15 protein-coding genes are annotated in these 18,138 nt (G+C 55.7%); 4 read left to right on the plus strand and 11 right to left on the minus strand.

The annotated features are described in order from the left end of the window. Positions 1-27: 27 nt before the first annotated feature. The 4 genes from J3362_RS19240 to typA all read right to left on the minus strand — a co-directional run bounded on the left by J3362_RS19240 (position 28) and on the right by typA (position 4,962). Entirely contained in the window at positions 28-1,035 is a 1,008-nt protein-coding gene (locus J3362_RS19240; RefSeq protein WP_014575993.1) for a porin, read from the minus strand. 488 nt (positions 1,036-1,523) lie between these two features. Beyond that, positions 1,524-1,982: a D-aminoacyl-tRNA deacylase gene (dtd, locus tag J3362_RS19245; protein WP_349521825.1), complete on the minus strand. Its 459-nt coding sequence runs from the start codon at positions 1,980-1,982 to the stop codon at positions 1,524-1,526. A gap of 92 nt (positions 1,983-2,074) precedes the next feature. Continuing rightward, complete coding sequence (gene pip / locus J3362_RS19250) at positions 2,075-3,037, minus strand: prolyl aminopeptidase (protein WP_349521826.1); 963 nt, start codon at positions 3,035-3,037, stop codon at positions 2,075-2,077. A 113-nt stretch (positions 3,038-3,150) separates the two neighbouring features. Then, positions 3,151-4,962: a translational GTPase TypA gene (gene typA / locus J3362_RS19255; RefSeq protein WP_349521827.1), complete on the minus strand. Its 1,812-nt coding sequence runs from the start codon at positions 4,960-4,962 to the stop codon at positions 3,151-3,153. A gap of 560 nt (positions 4,963-5,522) precedes the next feature. Here typA and glnA point away from each other — a divergent pair. From glnA to ntrC, 4 genes are all read left to right on the plus strand, one after another. Next, positions 5,523-6,926, plus strand: a complete 1,404-nt coding sequence (glnA, locus tag J3362_RS19260) for a glutamate--ammonia ligase (RefSeq protein WP_053114316.1) — start codon at positions 5,523-5,525, stop codon at positions 6,924-6,926. A gap of 176 nt (positions 6,927-7,102) precedes the next feature. Then, the gene (locus J3362_RS19265; protein WP_349521828.1) at positions 7,103-7,627 is read left to right on the plus strand and encodes a DUF4124 domain-containing protein; all 525 of its coding nucleotides are present in this window, start codon (positions 7,103-7,105) and stop codon (positions 7,625-7,627) included. A gap of 254 nt (positions 7,628-7,881) precedes the next feature. Next, on the plus strand, positions 7,882-8,976 hold the full coding sequence (gene glnL, locus J3362_RS19270) for a nitrogen regulation protein NR(II) (RefSeq protein WP_349521884.1): 1,095 nt from the start codon (positions 7,882-7,884) through the stop codon (positions 8,974-8,976). Next, entirely contained in the window at positions 8,973-10,400 is a 1,428-nt protein-coding gene (gene ntrC, locus J3362_RS19275; protein ID WP_349521829.1) for a nitrogen regulation protein NR(I), read from the plus strand. Before glnL ends, ntrC begins: the two co-directional genes overlap by 4 nt. A gap of 60 nt (positions 10,401-10,460) precedes the next feature. On the opposite strand, the gene J3362_RS19280 is transcribed toward ntrC, so the two are convergent. The 7 genes from J3362_RS19280 to J3362_RS19310 all read right to left on the minus strand — a co-directional run bounded on the left by J3362_RS19280 (position 10,461) and on the right by J3362_RS19310 (position 18,132). After that, positions 10,461-14,885 (minus strand): DUF2341 domain-containing protein, encoded by a 4,425-nt coding sequence (locus J3362_RS19280; protein ID WP_349521830.1) that lies wholly within the window; start codon positions 14,883-14,885, stop codon positions 10,461-10,463. Then, complete coding sequence (locus J3362_RS19285; RefSeq protein ID WP_349521831.1) at positions 14,882-15,295, minus strand: hypothetical protein; 414 nt, start codon at positions 15,293-15,295, stop codon at positions 14,882-14,884. The genes J3362_RS19280 and J3362_RS19285 overlap by 4 nt, the downstream gene beginning before the upstream one ends. After that, positions 15,285-16,070 carry a PulJ/GspJ family protein gene (locus J3362_RS19290; RefSeq protein ID WP_349521832.1) on the minus strand — a complete coding sequence of 262 codons (786 nt, stop codon included), beginning with the start codon at positions 16,068-16,070 and terminating at the stop codon, positions 15,285-15,287. The genes J3362_RS19285 and J3362_RS19290 overlap by 11 nt, the downstream gene beginning before the upstream one ends. Next, a complete protein-coding gene (locus tag J3362_RS19295) occupies positions 16,070-16,561 on the minus strand; it encodes a type IV pilus modification PilV family protein (protein ID WP_349521833.1) in 492 nt (163 codons plus the stop codon). The genes J3362_RS19290 and J3362_RS19295 overlap by 1 nt, the downstream gene beginning before the upstream one ends. Further along, positions 16,558-17,010: a prepilin-type N-terminal cleavage/methylation domain-containing protein gene (locus tag J3362_RS19300; RefSeq protein ID WP_349521834.1), complete on the minus strand. Its 453-nt coding sequence runs from the start codon at positions 17,008-17,010 to the stop codon at positions 16,558-16,560. The genes J3362_RS19295 and J3362_RS19300 overlap by 4 nt, the downstream gene beginning before the upstream one ends. Positions 17,011-17,090: 80 nt before the next feature. Then, positions 17,091-17,558 carry a type II secretion system protein gene (locus tag J3362_RS19305; protein WP_349521835.1) on the minus strand — a complete coding sequence of 156 codons (468 nt, stop codon included), beginning with the start codon at positions 17,556-17,558 and terminating at the stop codon, positions 17,091-17,093. Positions 17,559-17,613: 55 nt separating this feature from the next. Further along, entirely contained in the window at positions 17,614-18,132 is a 519-nt protein-coding gene (locus tag J3362_RS19310) for a type II secretion system protein (protein ID WP_349521836.1), read from the minus strand. Positions 18,133-18,138: the final 6 nt, after the last annotated feature.

Below are 18,138 nucleotides of genomic sequence, written 5' to 3' on the forward strand. Positions count from 1 at the left end.
ATACTACAGGATTAGCCGATTGGCTGATCAGAAGTAGTAAACAGCACCGAGAGCTGCGATGGACTGCTCGTCGCCAGACGCGCCTTCCAGGCTGTACTCGTTAGCTGCGTCGGCACCAGACAGGTAGCCTTCGAAGTAAACATACATGTGGTCAGACACGTTGTGCAGAGCCTGCAGGATAACGGTGTCTTTCTTGTCGCCAGAAGCATCGTCGTCCAGCATCTGATAAGACAGAGCGAACTGGTTAGCGCCCATGGTGTAAACACCCATCACGCCAACGATGTCGTTCACATCTTTACGAGTCTGGTATTCACCGATAACGCTGAAGTCGCCAGCGCTGTAGGTTGCAGTCAGACCGTAGCTGTTTTCGTTGTTGTCGGCTGCAGCGCCGCCGTCGTTAGAGTCCATACCAAAAGACACTTCAAGAGCGTCTACAGCGTAAGTCGCAACCAACTGGTAAGGATAGGACTTGTCTGCACCACCCTTGGTGTCGTTGTCGCCGTTAACCTGAACAGCGGCAGCAACAGTCAGACCGCCGAAAGACGGGGACATGTACTGGACCAGATCGCCTTCACCAGTGGAGTAGTTACCAAAGATGTCGGAGCCAACTTCGTGGAAGTTACCGATCTTAACGATGGCGCTCTCGTATACGGAGTCGTCAGAACCAACCCAAACCTGACCAAAGCTGTCGCCCTTAACACCGATGTACGCTTCGTCCAGGGCGTCGATGCCGTTGCTGCTTGATTTATCATCGGCGTTGATGCCTTCGAGCTCAAGCTTGAAGAAGCCGGTGATGCCCGGTGCAATTTCATGGTCGTGCTTCACGCCCAGGGTAGAGCCGTTATCAGCGTGCTCAACAGTAGAGCCGGCGCCATCAACGTTTGTGTGGGTCAGAACGTACTGGATGTTACCGTATACAGACGGCATGGAATCCATCTTGGCGGCCAGTTCGGAAGCTGACATTTCAGACTGTGCGAAAACACTGCCAGAGAAGGTGGCGGCTGCAATAGCAGATGCGATGAGCGTTTTTTTCATGTTGCGTCTTCCTTTTTGAGTTAACTCAGGTTTTAGCGACGGGTTCTTATCCCGATTTTGTAAGGCTTCACCAGTCAGGCTGGATGAGGCCGATTCTGCATTACCTCCATGTCAGTTTGATGACAGAGAAGTAACTTTTCTTCTTTTTCGAATAAATCCGGAGAATTCCAGATCTATACAGCTCAAACACTTACAGAACTTTCTTAAAGCTCTGAATGATGAAACTGTTTTAATACAATAATTCTCATTTTGCAAATTAACTGCGGTGCATTTTTAGCTCTTTTGGCAGCAGAAAAGCAAGTATTTATGCTAATTCGCACTCATGAGCTGCGTTACAGTTACATTTCAAATCCGAGGCCAGATTCACATTAACGCTTTATAAACAGAATGTTAGGATATCCGCGTTCAAACCCGCAAAAGACTTCCACCCTAATTCTGCACCATTAAAGGCCCGCATGGCGGCCTTCGCACAATACTAGTGCAAGTACTTACGCACTCTTGTTTCTGCTCTCAAGCAGGAACGTGACAGGTCCGTCATTGATCAGACCAACCTTCATGTCTGCGCCAAACTTGCCCTCACCCACCTTGTCCGGCCCTAACTGTGATCGCGCATCCGTCAGAAACGATTGGTACAGCTTTATGGCAAGATCCGGTTCAGCAGCAAGCGAAAACCCTGGCCTGGTCCCTGACGACGTATCTGCCGCCAACGTAAACTGTGGAACAACAAGGAAGGAACCACCGATATCTAGCAGGCTGCGATTCATTCGGCCTGCGTCATCGGGAAACACACGGTAAGTGAGGATTTTTCGGCAGAGTTCCCTTGCCTCGCGCTCTCCATCTTCCTTTTCAACGCCCAGCAACAACAGAACGCCAGGGCCAATCGAGGCTATCTGCTCACCGTCCACGGCAACACTGGCTTGCGACACTCGCTGGATCAATCCTTTCATCAACTGCCTTGGGGACGATTGAACAGGCAAACATTAAGATCGAGCAAGAGTGTATCCATGGCGGTTACGGGCCGCAACCCTGAAAACGGGATTCAACCGGCACTTTTATCAGTTTTCGCCACAACCGACTCAACACCCCGAATCAGGGCATCGACAATGGCGGGCTCGGAAGCGGAGTGACCCGCATCCCGAATAATCTGGAACTCTGCCTCGGGCCAGGCTTCACTGAGCGCCAGGGCATTATCCAACGGGCAGACCATATCGTACCGTCCGTGAATAATAATCCCCGGGATGTCCGCCAGGCGGCCTGCATCGCGGAGGATCTGGTCCGGCTCGAGAAAGGCCGAATTCATGAAATAGTGGCATTCAATGCGGGCCAGGGCGATGGCCACATGGGGATGACCAAAGTGCTCAACCACCCTGGGGTTCGGGTGCAGCGTCGCACACCTGCCCTCCCAGACCGACCAGGCCTTGGCCGCCTGGATCTGCTCCAGCTCGTTGGAACTGGTCAGCTTGCGATAGTAGGCCGAAACCATGTTAGCCCGTTCAGCTTCCGGAATCTGCGCCTCGAAGTCAGACCAGTAATCCGGGAACACCCGGCTCGCCCCCTCCTGATAAAACCAGTGAATATCCCGCGGCCGACAGAGAAAAATCCCACGAAGAACCAGTCCCGACACCCTTTCCGGATGGGCCTGGGCGTATACCAGGCTGAGAGTCGATCCCCAACTGCCACCAAACAGAAGCCACTTGTCGATACCGAGAAACGAACGCACCACTTCCATGTCTTCAACCAGCTTGCCCGTGCTGTTGCCTTCAAGCTCCGCCAGGGGGCTGGACCTCCCGGCGCCGCGCTGATCCATCAGAATGATCCGGAATCTCTCAGCGTCGAAAAAGCGCCGATGGTAGTCTTCACAGCCGCCACCTGGGCCGCCGTGGACTACCAGAACCGGTACCCCGTCCGGGTTCCCGCTTTCCTCAACGTAGAGTTCATGGGTTGGATCAACGGCTATGCGATGCTGGGCATTGGGCTTGATTTCCGGGTAGAGGGTGAGCATGAAACGCTCCGCGTGAAGGATTTAACCGGAGTTTAGCTTAACCCCATAAAAAAAGGGCCGGATGAAACATTCATCCGGCCCTTTTTTGCCCATGCTCGATAAGAGCCGGACGATTACTTCTTGTTGGCGCGCTTGCGCTCGTTTTCGGTCAGAAGCTTCTTGCGCAGCCGGACTGACTTCGGCGTCACTTCCACCAGCTCATCGTCATCAATGAACTCGAGCGCCTGCTCAAGGGTGAACTTGATCGGCGGCACTAGACCGATGACTTCATCCTTGCCAGAGGCGCGCATGTTATCCAGCTTTTTGGCCTTGGTGGGGTTGACCACCAGGTCGTTGTCCCGACTGTGAATGCCACACAACTGCCCTTCATAGATTTCCTGCCCCGGATCCAAGAACAGCTTGCCACGGCTCTGCAGCGTTTCCAGAGAGTAGGTAAAAGCGGTACCCGTAGCCATGGACACGATGACACCGTTCTGGCGACTGGTTACATCGCCAACTTTGATCGGGCCGTAATGGCTGAAAGTCGAAGTCAGGATGCCAGTGCCTGAAGTCATTGTCAGGAAGGTATTCCGGAAACCAATCAGGCCCCGGGCTGGAATGGTATAGTCCAAGCGCATCCGGCCCTTGCCATCCGGAACCATGTTGGTCAGGTCGCCCTTGCGCAGCCCCATTTGCTCCATGACGGCGCCCTGATGCTGCTCCTCGATATCAACAATGACGTTCTCGTAAGGCTCCTGCTTCACACCGTCAACTTCGCGGATAACAACTTCCGGACGGCCAACCGCCAGCTCAAAGTTCTCCCGACGCATATTTTCAATCAGTACAGACAGATGTAACTCGCCACGGCCAGACACTTTGAACTTGTCAGCCGACTCGCCTTCTTCAACGCGCAACGCAACGTTGTGCAGCAGCTCCTTTTCCAACCGCTCCTTGATGTTCCGGCTGGTAACGTACTTACCTTCCTTGCCAGCGAACGGCGAATCGTTCACCTGGAAAGTCATGGATACAGTCGGCTCATCCACCGTCAGCGCCGGCAGCGCCTCAACGTTCGCCTGATCACAAAGGGTGTCGGAAATGAGCAGCTCGTCCATGCCGCTAACACAGACAATATCGCCAGCCTGGGCTTCGTCGACTTCAACACGCTGAAGACCGGAGTGCCCCATAATCTTCAGGATACGACCGTTACGCTTTTTACCGTTGGCGCCAATGGCGGTGACCGGCGAATTGGTCTTGACCTTGCCGCGCGTAATACGACCAATGCCGATTACCCCCAGGAAGCTGTTGTAGTCCAGCTGGGAGATCTGCATTTGGAACGGGCCATCCGGATCCACGTTCGGCGCCGGCACGTGGTCAACAATCGCCTGGAACACGGCATCCATGTTGTCATCAAGTTTTTCGTGATCCATTCCGGCAATGCCATTCAACGCACTGGCAAACACGATCGGGAAGTCCAGCTGCTCATCGGTGGCACCGAGGTTGTCGAACAGGTCGAATACCTGATCCACCACCCAATCAGGGCGCGCACCCGGGCGGTCGATCTTGTTTACCACTACAATCGGGCGAAGGCCCGCGGCAAATGCCTTCTGAGTAACGAAACGGGTCTGGGGCATGGGGCCGTCGATGGAGTCGACGACCAGCAGGACACAGTCCACCATGCTCATGACCCGCTCAACCTCACCACCAAAATCAGCGTGGCCAGGAGTGTCGACAATATTGATGTCGTAGCCATTCCATTTCAGGGCGGTGTTTTTCGCCAGAATGGTAATGCCCCGCTCTTTTTCCTGATCATTGGAATCCATGACCCGTTCGCTATCCAGCTCCTTCCGATCCAGGGTGCCGGATTGGCGCAAGAGCTGGTCTACGAGGGTGGTCTTACCATGGTCAACGTGGGCGATGATGGCGATATTACGAAGTTTTTCAATCACAAAAATATTCCTGCGGCATGCACTCAATGACCTGAGAAGGTCGATCGCAGGGAGAATCCCAGCACATGCCGTCTCAAATCCGTAAAATGAACTCATTCACCGGAGCTGGCTGCCCGGCACCCTGCATGGTGCTTTCCGATCCATGATCAAGAAGTGACAGGGTAAAAAATGAAGCGGCGCGCAGTATAGCGAAAAGTCTGTGTCGTTAATATGAAGAAAAACGCCTATTCTATATTCGGAACGCTTGCACCCGATTGGGGCGACAACTGAATAACCGCACCAATAAGGTGCACCATTTAAGTGCAGGATTTCGACGCAGAGCGAGCAATCTCCTTCCAATGTGCCCCAAACCCTTGCAGTTGCGCCGTTCTGGAGCATGCCCTAAAAATTGGCAAGCGCCTTGCTTTATCGAAATCAGCCGAAATTTACAGGTAAGACGCAACAGCATTTGCTAAGCTGCGCGAACCTGAGAAACAGATCGGAACCCGTTAGCCCGGGCGATCCGGCGCCACGAACATGAATACAGCCGCCTGTGCGGTATAACTTACGGAGCATGCACAATGTCCAAGACAGTTGATTTGATCAAAGAACACGAAGTCAAATGGGTTGACCTGCGCTTCACTGACAGCCGCGGTAAAGAGCAGCACGTAACACTGCCTGCCACCGAAGTAGACGAAGACTTTTTCGCAGACGGCAAAATGTTTGACGGCTCTTCAATTGCCGGCTGGAAAGGCATCAACGAATCCGACATGATCCTGATGCCTGACGACGAGACTTCCGTACTCGATCCGTTCACAGAAGAAACCACTGTAAACATTACCTGCAACATCGTAGAGCCTTCTACCATGCAGGGTTATGAGCGTGATCCGCGCTCCGTTGCCCGTCGCGCAGAGGAATACCTCAAGTCCACCGGCATCGCCGACGGCGCACTGTTCGGCCCCGAGCCCGAGTTCTTCGTATTCGACTCCGTTAAATGGAATGTCGACATGCAAGGCGCTTCTTACCACATCCATTCTGAAGAAGCCGCCTGGGTATCCGGCGAAGATTTCGACCGCAACAACATCGGTCACCGCCCGGGTGTTAAAGGTGGTTATTTCCCCGTTCCGCCGGTGGACAGCCTGCATGACCTGCGTGGCGCAATGTGTGCGGCCATGGAATCCATGGGCCTGGAAATTGAAGTACACCACCACGAAGTGGGTACCGCCGGCCAGTGCGAAATCGGTGTTGGCGCCAACACCCTGACCCGCAAGGCTGACGAAGTTCAGATTCTCAAGTACTGCGTACACAACGTGGCACACGCCTATGGCAAGACCGCCACCTTCATGCCCAAGCCGGTGGTAGGCGATAACGGCTCCGGCATGCACGTACACATGTCCCTGAGCAAAGACGGCAAGAACCTGTTCGCAGGCGACAGCTACGCTGGCCTGAGTGAAGCGGCACTGTACTATGTTGGTGGTGTTATCAAGCACGCCAAGGCCATCAACGCCTTCACTAACCCGGCAACCAACAGCTACAAGCGCCTGGTTCCGGGCTACGAAGCACCGGTTATGCTGGCCTACTCCGCCCGCAACCGTTCGGCCTCCATCCGTATTCCGTACGTCAACAGCCCGAAAGCGCGTCGGATTGAAGTTCGCTTCCCCGACCCGGCTGCCAACCCGTACCTGGCGTTCGCTGCACTGATGATGGCTGGTCTGGACGGCATCCAGAACAAGATCCACCCTGGCGATGCCATGGACAAGGATCTGTACGATCTGCCGAAGGAAGAAGCCCTCAGCATTCCGAAGGTTGCCGAAACCCTGTCTGAAGCCCTGGACTGCCTGGAAGCAGACCACGAGTTCCTGACCCGTGGCGGCGTATTCACCGAAGACATGATCGCGGGCTACGTGGATCTGAAGCGCGGTGAAGTAGAGAAACTGAACATGACCACTCACCCGGTTGAGTTCGATCTTTACTACTCCTGCTAATACCTCTCCCGAGAGGATATAAGCAGCAAAGCCCCGCCTCCGCGCGGGGCTTTTTTGTGAGCGAAAGCACAGTGCCTGCAGCCCTTAACGATATGTAACCAACATCCGGGGCTTAAGGCGTTGAAAAGACCCTGGGCGCCGCCGATAATCGGGGAAACCCAATAACAGGTGAGCTTATGAATCCAAAGTCTGGATTGTGTGCCGGCCTTCTGTTTTTTCTGGTAGCTCCGGTCTATGCCGAGGTTTACCGCAATGTCGATTCCTACGGCAACGTGACTTACTCTGACGAGCCCAGCGAAGGCTCTGAAGCGGTGGAGGTCAAGCCGGTCACCACAATCACCCTGCCAAAGCCAGAGGTGGTGCAGGAAACCGACAAGCTCCGGGAAGAAGTTCAGCGGGAAGGCGCTGCCTACGAAAGCGTTTCTTTCGCCTATCCGGGTAACAACCAGGCGTTCAACAGTGGCAGCGGCGATGTTCAGTTCGAAGTTCGCAGCACCCCCGGCCTGCAGCCAGGCCACAAATACGAGGTGACCCTCGACGGCCAGCCTGTCGGTCAGAGTTCCTCCGGCTCAATCACCGTCAACAACGTATTCCGTGGAACCCATGAAGCTCGCGCACATATCGTGGACGAAAACGGGGTCCAGGTAAAAACCGGCTCTCCGATCACGTTTACTGTTCACCGCCCTTCCGCTTTGAACTGAACCTGCCAACCCGGCGATGCGCACTATTATGGTGCGCGCGCACCAGAAAAAAGCCATACTCTGATCAGCAACGGGGCGAATATTCCGGGCTGCTCAGAGGTATTTCCCCGATTTGCACCAGCTTACGGCACTTTTCAGCGCCAATATGCCCCTCTGCCCGCACTTTGCCCACTCATTTGTGAACCTGGCTCAAAGTGGTTCGCTTTTTGCAAAACTCCGGAGGTTACTTTATGTCGAACCAACGGGATTCACGCATGGCACTGCCCTCGGCCCATCAAACGGGATACAAGAGCATTCTCGACAGCCTCACCACGGCTGTTCTGGTGCTCGAGGGTAGCCTGGCTATCCAGTACCTCAACCCGGCCGCAGAAAGCCTGTTCGAAACCAGCATGACCCGCAGCCAGGGCCAACCTTTCCAGGATATTCTGGTCGAATCGGAAGACGCCCTGAAAACCCTGTTTGCCGCCGTTCGTAACGGGCAATCCTACACTCGAAGAGAAGCTGAGTTTCTCCTCACCAGCGGTTCACGGCTTACGGTGGATTATTCCGTAACGCCCATCAGCCTGGAGCCGACGGAACTGCTGATCGAAATCCAGCCCAGGGACAGGCTGATGCGGATCAGCCGCGAGGAAGACATCATCTCCCAGCAGGAGACCACCCGTATTCTGGTCCGTGGCATGGCCCACGAGATCAAAAACCCGCTTGGGGGCATCCGTGGCGCGGCGCAGCTGCTCGACCGGGAGCTCAACAGCGAAGACCAGCGGGAATACACTCGAGTCATTATTGACGAGGCGGACCGGCTCAGAAGCCTTGTTGACCGGATGCTGGGACCCAACAAGGCACTCAAGCTGGCACCGACCAACATCCATGAAATCCTCGAAAGAGTCGGCACCCTGCTCGAGGCGGAAAGCAAAGGGCGACTGAATTTCGAACGGGATTACGACCCCAGCATTCCCGAGTTCAAGGGCGACAAGGAACAACTCATTCAGGCGTTCCTGAATATTGCACGGAACGCGATGGAAGCGGCTTTTGAAAACCAGGGCGGTCACAGCTCTGAAGAGCCTCCGACCATTACCTTCCGCACCCGTACCCTGCGTCAGTTCACCATTGGCAACCGACGCCACAAGCTGGTGTGTCGGATCGACGTTATCGACAACGGGCCCGGCATTCCTCCGGAGCTGGTGCAGAACATTTTCTATCCGATGATCAGTGGCCGTGCCAGTGGCACCGGTCTGGGGCTTTCCATCACCCAGAGCATCATCGGTCAACACCGCGGACTGGTTGAATGCGAAAGCGAGCCAGGCCGAACCGACTTCATCATCTTCCTGCCTCTGGAGGACACCCCATGAGCCAACCGGCGAACGTCTGGATCATAGACGACGACCGCAGTATTCGCTGGGTGCTGGAGCGCGCCCTTAACCAGGCCGGTATGCAGCCCCGAGTTTTTGACAGTGGTGAAAGCATCATGATGCGGCTGGAACACGAACAGCCCGATGCCATCGTCAGCGATATCCGGATGCCAGGCGTCGATGGCATCACCCTGCTTTCCCAGATTGTGGACGTGCACCCGGACGTGCCAGTGATCATCATGACCGCACACTCGGATCTGGAAAGCGCAGTAACCAGCTACCAGACCGGAGCGTTCGAATACCTTCCCAAGCCCTTCGATGTGGATGATGCCGTAGCGCTGGTCAAACGTGCCGTTGCCCATAGCCACGAAAAGCGTGCCAGTGGTGAGCCCCAGGCCGAGATGGCCCAACGCAGCGCCGAAATCATCGGTGAAGCACCGGCCATGCAGGAAGTCTTCCGTGCCATCGGCCGGCTTTCCCACTCCAATATCACCGTTCTGATCAACGGCGAGAGCGGCACAGGCAAGGAGCTGGTGGCTCAGGCACTCCATAACCACAGCCCCAGGGCCAACCACCCGTTCATTGCCCTGAACATGGCCGCCATCCCCAAAGATCTGATTGAATCCGAACTGTTTGGCCACGAAAAAGGCGCCTTTACCGGTGCCGGCGCCGCCCGCCAGGGTCGTTTTGAACAGGCCAACGGCGGCACCCTGTTCCTCGATGAAATCGGCGACATGCCCGCGGACACCCAGACCCGACTATTGCGGGTTCTGGCCGACGGCGAGTTCTACCGCGTAGGTGGCACCACCCCGATAAAGGTGGACGTGCGCATCATCGCTGCAACGCACCAGGATCTGGAAAAGCTGGTGCAGGCGGGCACCTTCCGTGAAGACCTCTTCCACCGCCTAAACGTTATTCGCGTGCATCTGCCCAAGCTGGCCGAACGCCGGGAAGACATCCCCCGCCTGATGCAGCACTTCCTGAAACGGGCCGCAAAAGAGCTGGCCGTAGAGCCGAAGATCCTGCGCGAAGAGGCTGAAGAATACCTGACCACCCTGCCCTGGCCGGGCAACGTCCGCCAGCTGGAAAACACCTGCCGCTGGCTGACCGTGATGGCCAGCGGTCGCGAGATCCACATTGACGACCTGCCCCCCGAGTTATTGCACCAGGCAGAGACACCCACCACGGGAACAACCTGGCAGGAAGGCCTGAAAAACTGGGCCGAACAGGAACTCAAGCGGGGTAAGAAAGGCATTCTCGATACAGCGGTGCCCGAGTTCGAGAAGATCATGATCGAGACGGCGCTGAAGCACACCGGCGGCAGACGCCGTGATGCGTCAATACTGCTGGGCTGGGGACGGAATACGCTGACCCGGAAGATCAACGAACTGGGGATGGATCATCCGGAACACGAAGACGACTGACGATTGGCGAGCCGCCGGGGTTCGTTGCTGTTTTGGGCAGGACTCAGGTCCTGCCCTTTTTTATCGTTCCTTCCAGTAGATCACTCTGTCGTGGCCCCGATAGACTCCGAAGGTTGCCAGCCCAACGGGATCGTCGAGAGTGCCATCATCATTCCAATCAAACTCCAACCAGGCGTCGACATTCCAGACCAACGAATCGGTTCCACGGGTTCCGTTTGGTACGAGTTCCAGCGGCGCAGCCTCGCCCATGGAGAAGAGGCCACTTGAAGGCGCAGTGGCACTGAGCGAATGATGGTTTGCCGAATTGGTCAAATCAGCTGTATTCCAGGTTGTGCAGCTATCATCCATGTGGGTCATGAATCGGGATCCGTCCCAGTATTCAAGTCTGAACGGCATTGCGAGCGATCCAATGTTTTCAGGACCGTAGACATTTTCCAGAGAGAACCGGCCAAACCGGATATCGAACGCGGCCACCGGTGTGAACGGGTAAGGAGCAGCGGCGGCCGCGACACCATCAGAGTCAACCAGGCTGGTAACAGAAAATTCAATCTGGGGAACGAATGGCGCAATCTGGGCATCAGACGCCTTGTCGTACACGAAGCTGTCCAACGCCGAGAAATCATAGCGCATCAATCCAGAGCCCAGCGAAGACACCGGAGCTGATAGGCTACCTCCAACCTCGGTTTGAGAGAGCGTCATAAAAGCGCCAGCCCTGTCGACGGCTGCAGTGTCGGAGCTCGGATACAAGCGGTTGATATCAGATGCCACAAGCTTCTGGAAACCAGTGAATGTGTAGTTCAGGGTGCGAGTTCCCTGCACAGAAAGCGGCTCAATGGTCAACGACGGCGCGACCAGCCAGTCAAACGCCTCTCCGGTGTAAACAAAAGGAGAGCCTGTAGAGCACTGCGCCTCAAACTCGCCGGGGTCAACAGATACCTGAAAACGATCAGGATAAAAGCGTCCGATCGGCAGACTATTCCCACTGGGAACATCTCGCCCCAGATAGCTTCCTGCCACGGGAGAAACCTCAAAACGGAAAACACCAACCTCCGGGACCTCTGCTCCCACAATTTCTTCCGCCGACGAAGACCTTGTATGGGAATAGCTGACCGGCGAAACGGAACCGGGTGCCCCGCCAGCAGGTTGAACCAGAGTAGTGGACAACGGGATATCGAGTAATCGGAAGTTCGGTGTGACTGGATTACCCTGGCACAGGTCACCATCACCGCTCTGCTCCCAGCCTACAGCGGTAATCGAAAGGTCAAACGACTGTCCGGCTTTTCTGAATGCAGGACAGGTCGAGTCTCCGACCGGGCAATCACCCGCCGATGTCACACAGAAGCCGGCTGGAACACTGACAAAACTGTCTGCTCCCGGCATTTGCAAACCGTCATCGTTGGTTGCTGCTGAACCGAGATAGAGGGCGTCGAGATTGATCAGGCCTGCATCGGGGTAGAGAACGTCCACCTCTGCAATACCGCCAGTACCGAACTGAAGGCTGATCGGCGTGGCGTTCGACTGACCGGAGCCAACCGCCGTATTGTCAACGAACACCGGACGGCTCTCGGGGCGACCAGTCGGTCCCGGATCAACATAGGTCGACCAGAAATTCACCTCACGCTGCACGTTTTCAAAAGCCGGAACGCAGGCGCCAGTCTGGTTATCCCGGCGCACGGCGCTTATCTGGATTGATGTCGCTGGTTGGTGAGAAATCAGGTCTGGTATATCGAAGGCCAGCCCTGCATCAAGGAAAGGGAGATCGCAAGCGGCGGCGGAAACGCTGCCGCCTCCATTATCACAGAGCGTCTGGGTAAAGGCCTTCGTTGAAGGACTTGAGGATGCAATGGCCAGCCTCGCCGTTCCCGCCGTCGTGATCTGCAGTTGGCGGCTAGCCTGGCCGCCACTGAATGCAAAACTGTCACCATCAACCCATCCCGAAGGGCTCAATGTCACGTCCACCGGGTCGGTGAAAAGCACGCTGCAATCGGCATTTTCACAGGCCCTGACCGTTACTGTTTCCGGCTGACAGGTCAGTGCTGTGCCATCATGCACAAACTCGAAGTGATCAACCAACTTCCCGACTGGATTCAGCTTTTCTGCGCAAAGCTGTAAATTGTCGAGCTCGTGGATGTTGGTCGAACCACCCGTTGAGCCAGTCAACGAGAGATAGAAATTCTGAGGAGTCGCTGGTTGATTCGGAAAACTGCTCAGGTCCAGTTGAACAAGCTGTTGGAAGTTGTTGCCTGCTCCGGAAACATCCCTCTCGACGGAGACAATCGGACCGATCCCCCCTCTTGAGTCCACAATAATTCGGTAGCGGTGAGGCGTCGGATTGTTTCCAGGCTGGTCGATCCCTGGGGTCAGTGAGCCGGTTCCCCCGAGGTATTGGTAGTTGCTCTGGGCGGCACCACGGATGGCGACGGCGTCCCGAACAAATCCGGTACCGCCAACGCGCCCTTCAGTAGCGTTGGAAAAGTTGCCGAATTCGTCCAGACCAATCCCGAGCCAACCGCCCGCGAAACCGGGATCGCCGTTGTTGCGCTGTGCGTATCCAAGGGAGCCCCCGAAACTGCCAGGCTGAGGGGTAACCGAGGCATCCGAAAGCACAACTGTCAGACCATCAGCACCATTGCCACCGTATGCAAAATAGTCGAACTCAAGTCTCACATAGTTGTCCGCTCCCGGAATCAGGTTCTGGAACGTTGCCGCTGTCGCCTGGTTCCCTGAGGCCTCTGTCATGCGGAGGCGGCCGTTTACAATACCTGGTGTAAAGCTACCGCTTGAAACATTGGTGATCCAGTCATCCGGTGACAGGGTGGCCGTACCAAAGGTGTCGCCTGCGCAAGTCAGTGGAGAGGAGTTGCCGTCAATCACAACATCATCGATGTGCCAGAAATCGAAGTTACCACTATTGCCCGATTCCTGAACGAACCGCATCTGGAAATCACCGTGAAATGCATCGGGCGGCAGTGTGAAGACGACGTCGCCGGATTCACCGTTGGTCCCGTTACCGGGGTATCGATCAATCAGATCCCAGTTGCCTGCATCATCAAGGTACTCGACGCGAAGGTCTTCCCCGCCATCAGGGTCTTCACTGAACGCATCATCGCCTCGCCTCCACCAATAGGCAACGGTGCCCGATGTCAGCCCTGAAAGATCGAGAGGCGCAAGTGTGACCCCGGCGAAGCCGCTTGAGGTATAAAGAGAACGCGTGGGGCTCTTGCTGGTTTGCGAACTGATACCGGCATCGCCGCCGGACGCTGTCACAACAGACCAATCCGGCCCAAGCGAATTACGTTCGAAATCGTCGCAGAAAAGCGCCGTCAATGTGCTGCAGAACCCGCCGGTTTCCTCATTACCAATTACGAAGAAGGCCGCGGGATCAGAGAGGTTGTTGTAGTGGGTTCTCAGCCAGCCACCAGAGCGGGCACGGGAAGAGATGCGGACTTCATCAACGTCACCATTCAAGATGGTTTCACCATTGCCCTGCACGATGCCATAGCCAGATCTGAAGGGCTGTGAGGTTATGTTGAGCGTTCTACCTGCACAGTCATTATCGGACGCAACCTGTTGCCCGTTAATGTAAGCGCGGGTAGTGGTGCCGTCGAAACTGATGGCGTAGTGGGCCCACCCGGTACTGGCATTGCCGCCATCGAACCATGCCTCCGTGTTGCCGCAGGTTACCCCCCAGGTGATGCCGTTGTTCTGCCTGACGGCAATTCGAAAAAAGTAGTTGGCTCCCCAGCCAATAACATTGCCTTTCCAGAGAATCGGGTGATGATCGCTTCCTGACTGGTTGCCGGATACCCTTGCCCAGGCTTCGGCAGTGAAACTCGTTGACAGCCCCGGGTCACCGAAATCGAAAAATCGTACCGTCGGATCTTCAGATTGTCCGTTAGCAAACTGCCCCGGATGCGCTCTTGCACCGGCGACAATGCCATTGTTGAGATACGTCGGGTAATTATTGCCCTGCCCTAGCAGGTCTCCATTATTCAGGTTGGCGGTCGAGTCTTCTAACGTGGTTTGCCGGCCACCTGACTCTTCCAGGTGGTGAACCATCTGAAAGTCGTTATCCCAGGTGCCTGCCGGACTCTCCTGGCTTCCCGCCGATGGGTTGCCGTAATAAAGGTAGAGACTGGTATTGGCGGATGCTGGCAGGGTTGGAACCCGGATCCACGCCACCAGCTCACCGGTATTTCCATCATAGCGCTCCAGCTCATGGTCAAGCTGGGTTCCATCCTCAAGGGCGAAAACAATGTCATCGCCGTCTGCTTGTGCGGAACTGGCCAGATCTGAGTCTATTGCCCTGAACATAACAGTGAAATCTGACTGATCACCCACCACCTGGCTGGCCTGGATCTGGATCGCCTTGCGGTAATTCCAGTCAGGATCAAACCATGCGGCCTCAGAAAATCCGGCACAGGCCATTAAAACCAGCACAGATAGCAAACCGGATATCGGGCGGTTGGTTCTGATCCACTTCATCTGACACGCACCTCAATTGTCCGGACAGCCCGATCAGGTCCGCTGCCACACTGCCCCGTACTGGCAATCGAAAAAACCGTGTTGCCACCGGGGCCACTGATATTTTCTGTAACGGATTCACAGGTCAGCGCAGCGCTGCAACCGTTGAGCGCTGATGCGGAGAAGGACAAAGGCGTTGTCAAAGCGCTGCAATTACCCGCCTCAAGCACATCCCTCACGGCCACCTGCGCGCCACTCTCAGCTGCATAGAACGCCCTCTGGGACTGAATCTGCAGGCTGACGGACTCACCAGTGGCCTGTTGCAGTTGAGCCATGCCAATCACCAGAAGGGCCAGTACAGTGATAATGAATAAGGCAACGGGCAGACCAGCACCGCCCTGATTTACCAGATTGCGAGGTTCAGGGTACATTGCGAATCTGAACCTCCTGGCTGATATCGGTAGTCTCACCAGAATCCGGATCCGCCAGCACAAAGCCGAACGAAACCACCGCGCCTCGCTGCAGGCTTGGCGGCGTTACCTGGAAATTCAGGGAGTTGTTGGCCAGTGTCGCGGCCATGACTTCCCTATCCGGATAGCTCGACGGCAGGCCTGATGCGGGTGAAGCGTTGATACCGTAGTTCCGGTACCGATACAGATACACCCCTACCTGACACACAGAAACCGGCTCGCCCACAATATAAAATCGGCGCTCCGGCGACTGCGCTGAAAAACGGTGTGTTGCCCCTGAATCGAAGGTAACGTTCACTGGCGAAGCACCGGAGGGCATCGTCGCCGGTGGCGAGATCGGCCCGGGACTGCCCGGGCTGTAAACGTCTGAGCCATAGCCATACACCACCACTCGTCCAGAGGCGGATGCGCCGCCTGGCAGTGGCACAGCCTGAAATGAATCCGGATTTGCGCCTCGGGGAAGATCGAGATAGTTGGAGGCGGCCAGGATTGGCATCCACTCAAGGCAACTGCCACTCGCATTGGTTCTGATTGATGTTGGCAGTGCCTCCCGAACCTCGCGACTGATTTGCTCGCTGATCACCACACCCGCCAGGGAACGCTGTTGCCGGGAGCTGACATCCAGAGCACCCTGCGTGGACAGACTGACAAAGCGGACCGAGATGGTGGCAACAATGGCCAGCAAGACGATCACAATGACAAGTTCAACGAGGGTAAAACCGCGATACCGATGCATCAGAAGTTGGCCCGGTATGCGGTGAATGAAAAGGTCTGGTTGCCCGGGGCGGTGATATCGAGATCAATACGCTTGGCTTCTTCCGCGGGCAAGCCAACTTCCGTTCCGGCGCAGGTAACAGCGATCGAAATGGAGAAACCGGAATAGCCGGTCAGAGCGGATCCGGTGGCTGTCGACGGTGCCCCGGTAAGACCATCATAGTCATCGACATCGTCAAAGGTCGTTCGCCCTTCGGAACCTTCCGGGCCAATAGAACAGGCGCCCGAAAACTTGGGGAAACCACCCTGGGGCGTCTGGTCATCGTATTTCTGGGTCAGAATCTCATCCATGTAGAGCTGAGCAAGCTTCACAGCACGGGTCTGATTCAACGGGTCCGCGCTTCGACCTACTATCAGCGAAAACGCACCGACTACGCCGGCAATGGCCACACTGATAATCACGATCGTGATCACCAGCTCCACGAGGGTTGCGCCAGCTTGAGTCGACCTCACGACTGGCAGCTCCCGGCATACACGGCACCCAGAGAGCTGAGGCAGGTCTGGAAGGTACTGTCACCTGAAAAGGTAAATTGCAGGTTGGTGCCGGCTGAAGGCGCCCCTTTGTTGTCAAAGGTCAGAGTCAATGGCAACCCGCCCGGAGCTGACAGGCTGGTGCCTTCCCGGGCTATTTCGAAGGTCCGCGCATTGCCGGAACCAGCCCCCACAATGAATCGAAAAGTATCCCCACCCTGCTCGATGGTCAGGGTGTTGGCGGGATTCCCCGCCAGCGCTGCCTGCTGGGCAAGCAGCGTGGCGGAGGCAAGTTGCTGTGTGGCCAGCAAGGGGGAGAAGGCCGAGCGGCTGGCGAACAGGCCAACGCCCAGAGCGGAGAGGACTCCGATCAGGATGAGGACCGTTACCAGCTCAACGAGGGTGAAGCCAGAGGATCGCAGAGCTCTCATCTTTCTTTTGTTCCTCGTATACACGGCCTTCTATTTGCTTTTGGTTATTAAAAAGAAAACCATCTGCACTAAGCTGTTATTCAGCATCCGCCAGTCTGAATACTGGTAACCCGACCAGTCGTTTCATCATATGTGAACTGGCATTGAGTGCCTGTCGCTGGGGTGAAACCTGTCACAGTGAATACCCCAGTGCTTTCATCAAACGTAAAATCATTCGCATCAATCTGGGCGGCTGCGGTTATTCCCGGTGGTGTTGCAGTTGCGGCAACGGAATCTGGATATCCTTCAGTAGACATGGCGACTGTCACACCGTCCAAGTTTACGCTGGTTGCTGAGTTTCCATCCGCAAGCCACTGAGCATGAGCAATAGACGCGGCCGACTTTACTGCTCCAGCGGCACCTTCTACCGTTGCAGTTCGTGCTTCATTGCCCAAATCCGCAAAACGCGGCAAAGCAAACGCCGCCAGAATGCCTAGGATCACAACTACCATAACCAGTTCAATCAGGGTGAAACCCTTCTGATTTCTCGCAGGAATCATATTCTTCATTGTCGTTACCTCTTACGTTTGTCGTGAAGTTCTAAGTGAAACTGCCGTGTTCGTCTTAATTAATATTGGTGACCACAGAGCCATCTGCGGTGTCATAGGTAATGGTGCTGCCCTGACCATCCAATTGGTATTCGTATTCGCAAGCAGTGCCAACCACAGCCGCCCAATAGTCGGCGTCCGCATTGGCGGCAGTAGCGGTTGAGATCGTCGGGGCGTTAGCCTGCAGCAATCCCTGCCACACCTGTAAACAACGGTTTTCATTCGGGGCACCGGTATTTCCATTGGTCGAGGTCGCCCAACCTTCGTCGTTGACCGCCACGTCGTCATCGCCAAAACCATCAACTGTTGCCGCGGCTGCGGTTTGGCCATTCGACACCCACTGAGCTTTAACCAGTGCAACCCCCGCACTCAGCGCTCCGGCGGTTCCCTTAATACTTGACTGATGCGCCTGCTCCGAAAGCTGAGCAAATCGTGGCAATGCAAACGCCGCCAAAATCCCCAAAATGGCAATCACCACCACCAGCTCAATAAGAGTAAAACCTTTCTGTTTTTGCCTGCTGTCGTACTGCATCATTCGTCG

It is taken from the genome of Marinobacter sp. NFXS11 (assembly GCF_040148675.1).
Taxonomy (GTDB): Bacteria; Pseudomonadota; Gammaproteobacteria; order Pseudomonadales; family Oleiphilaceae; genus Marinobacter.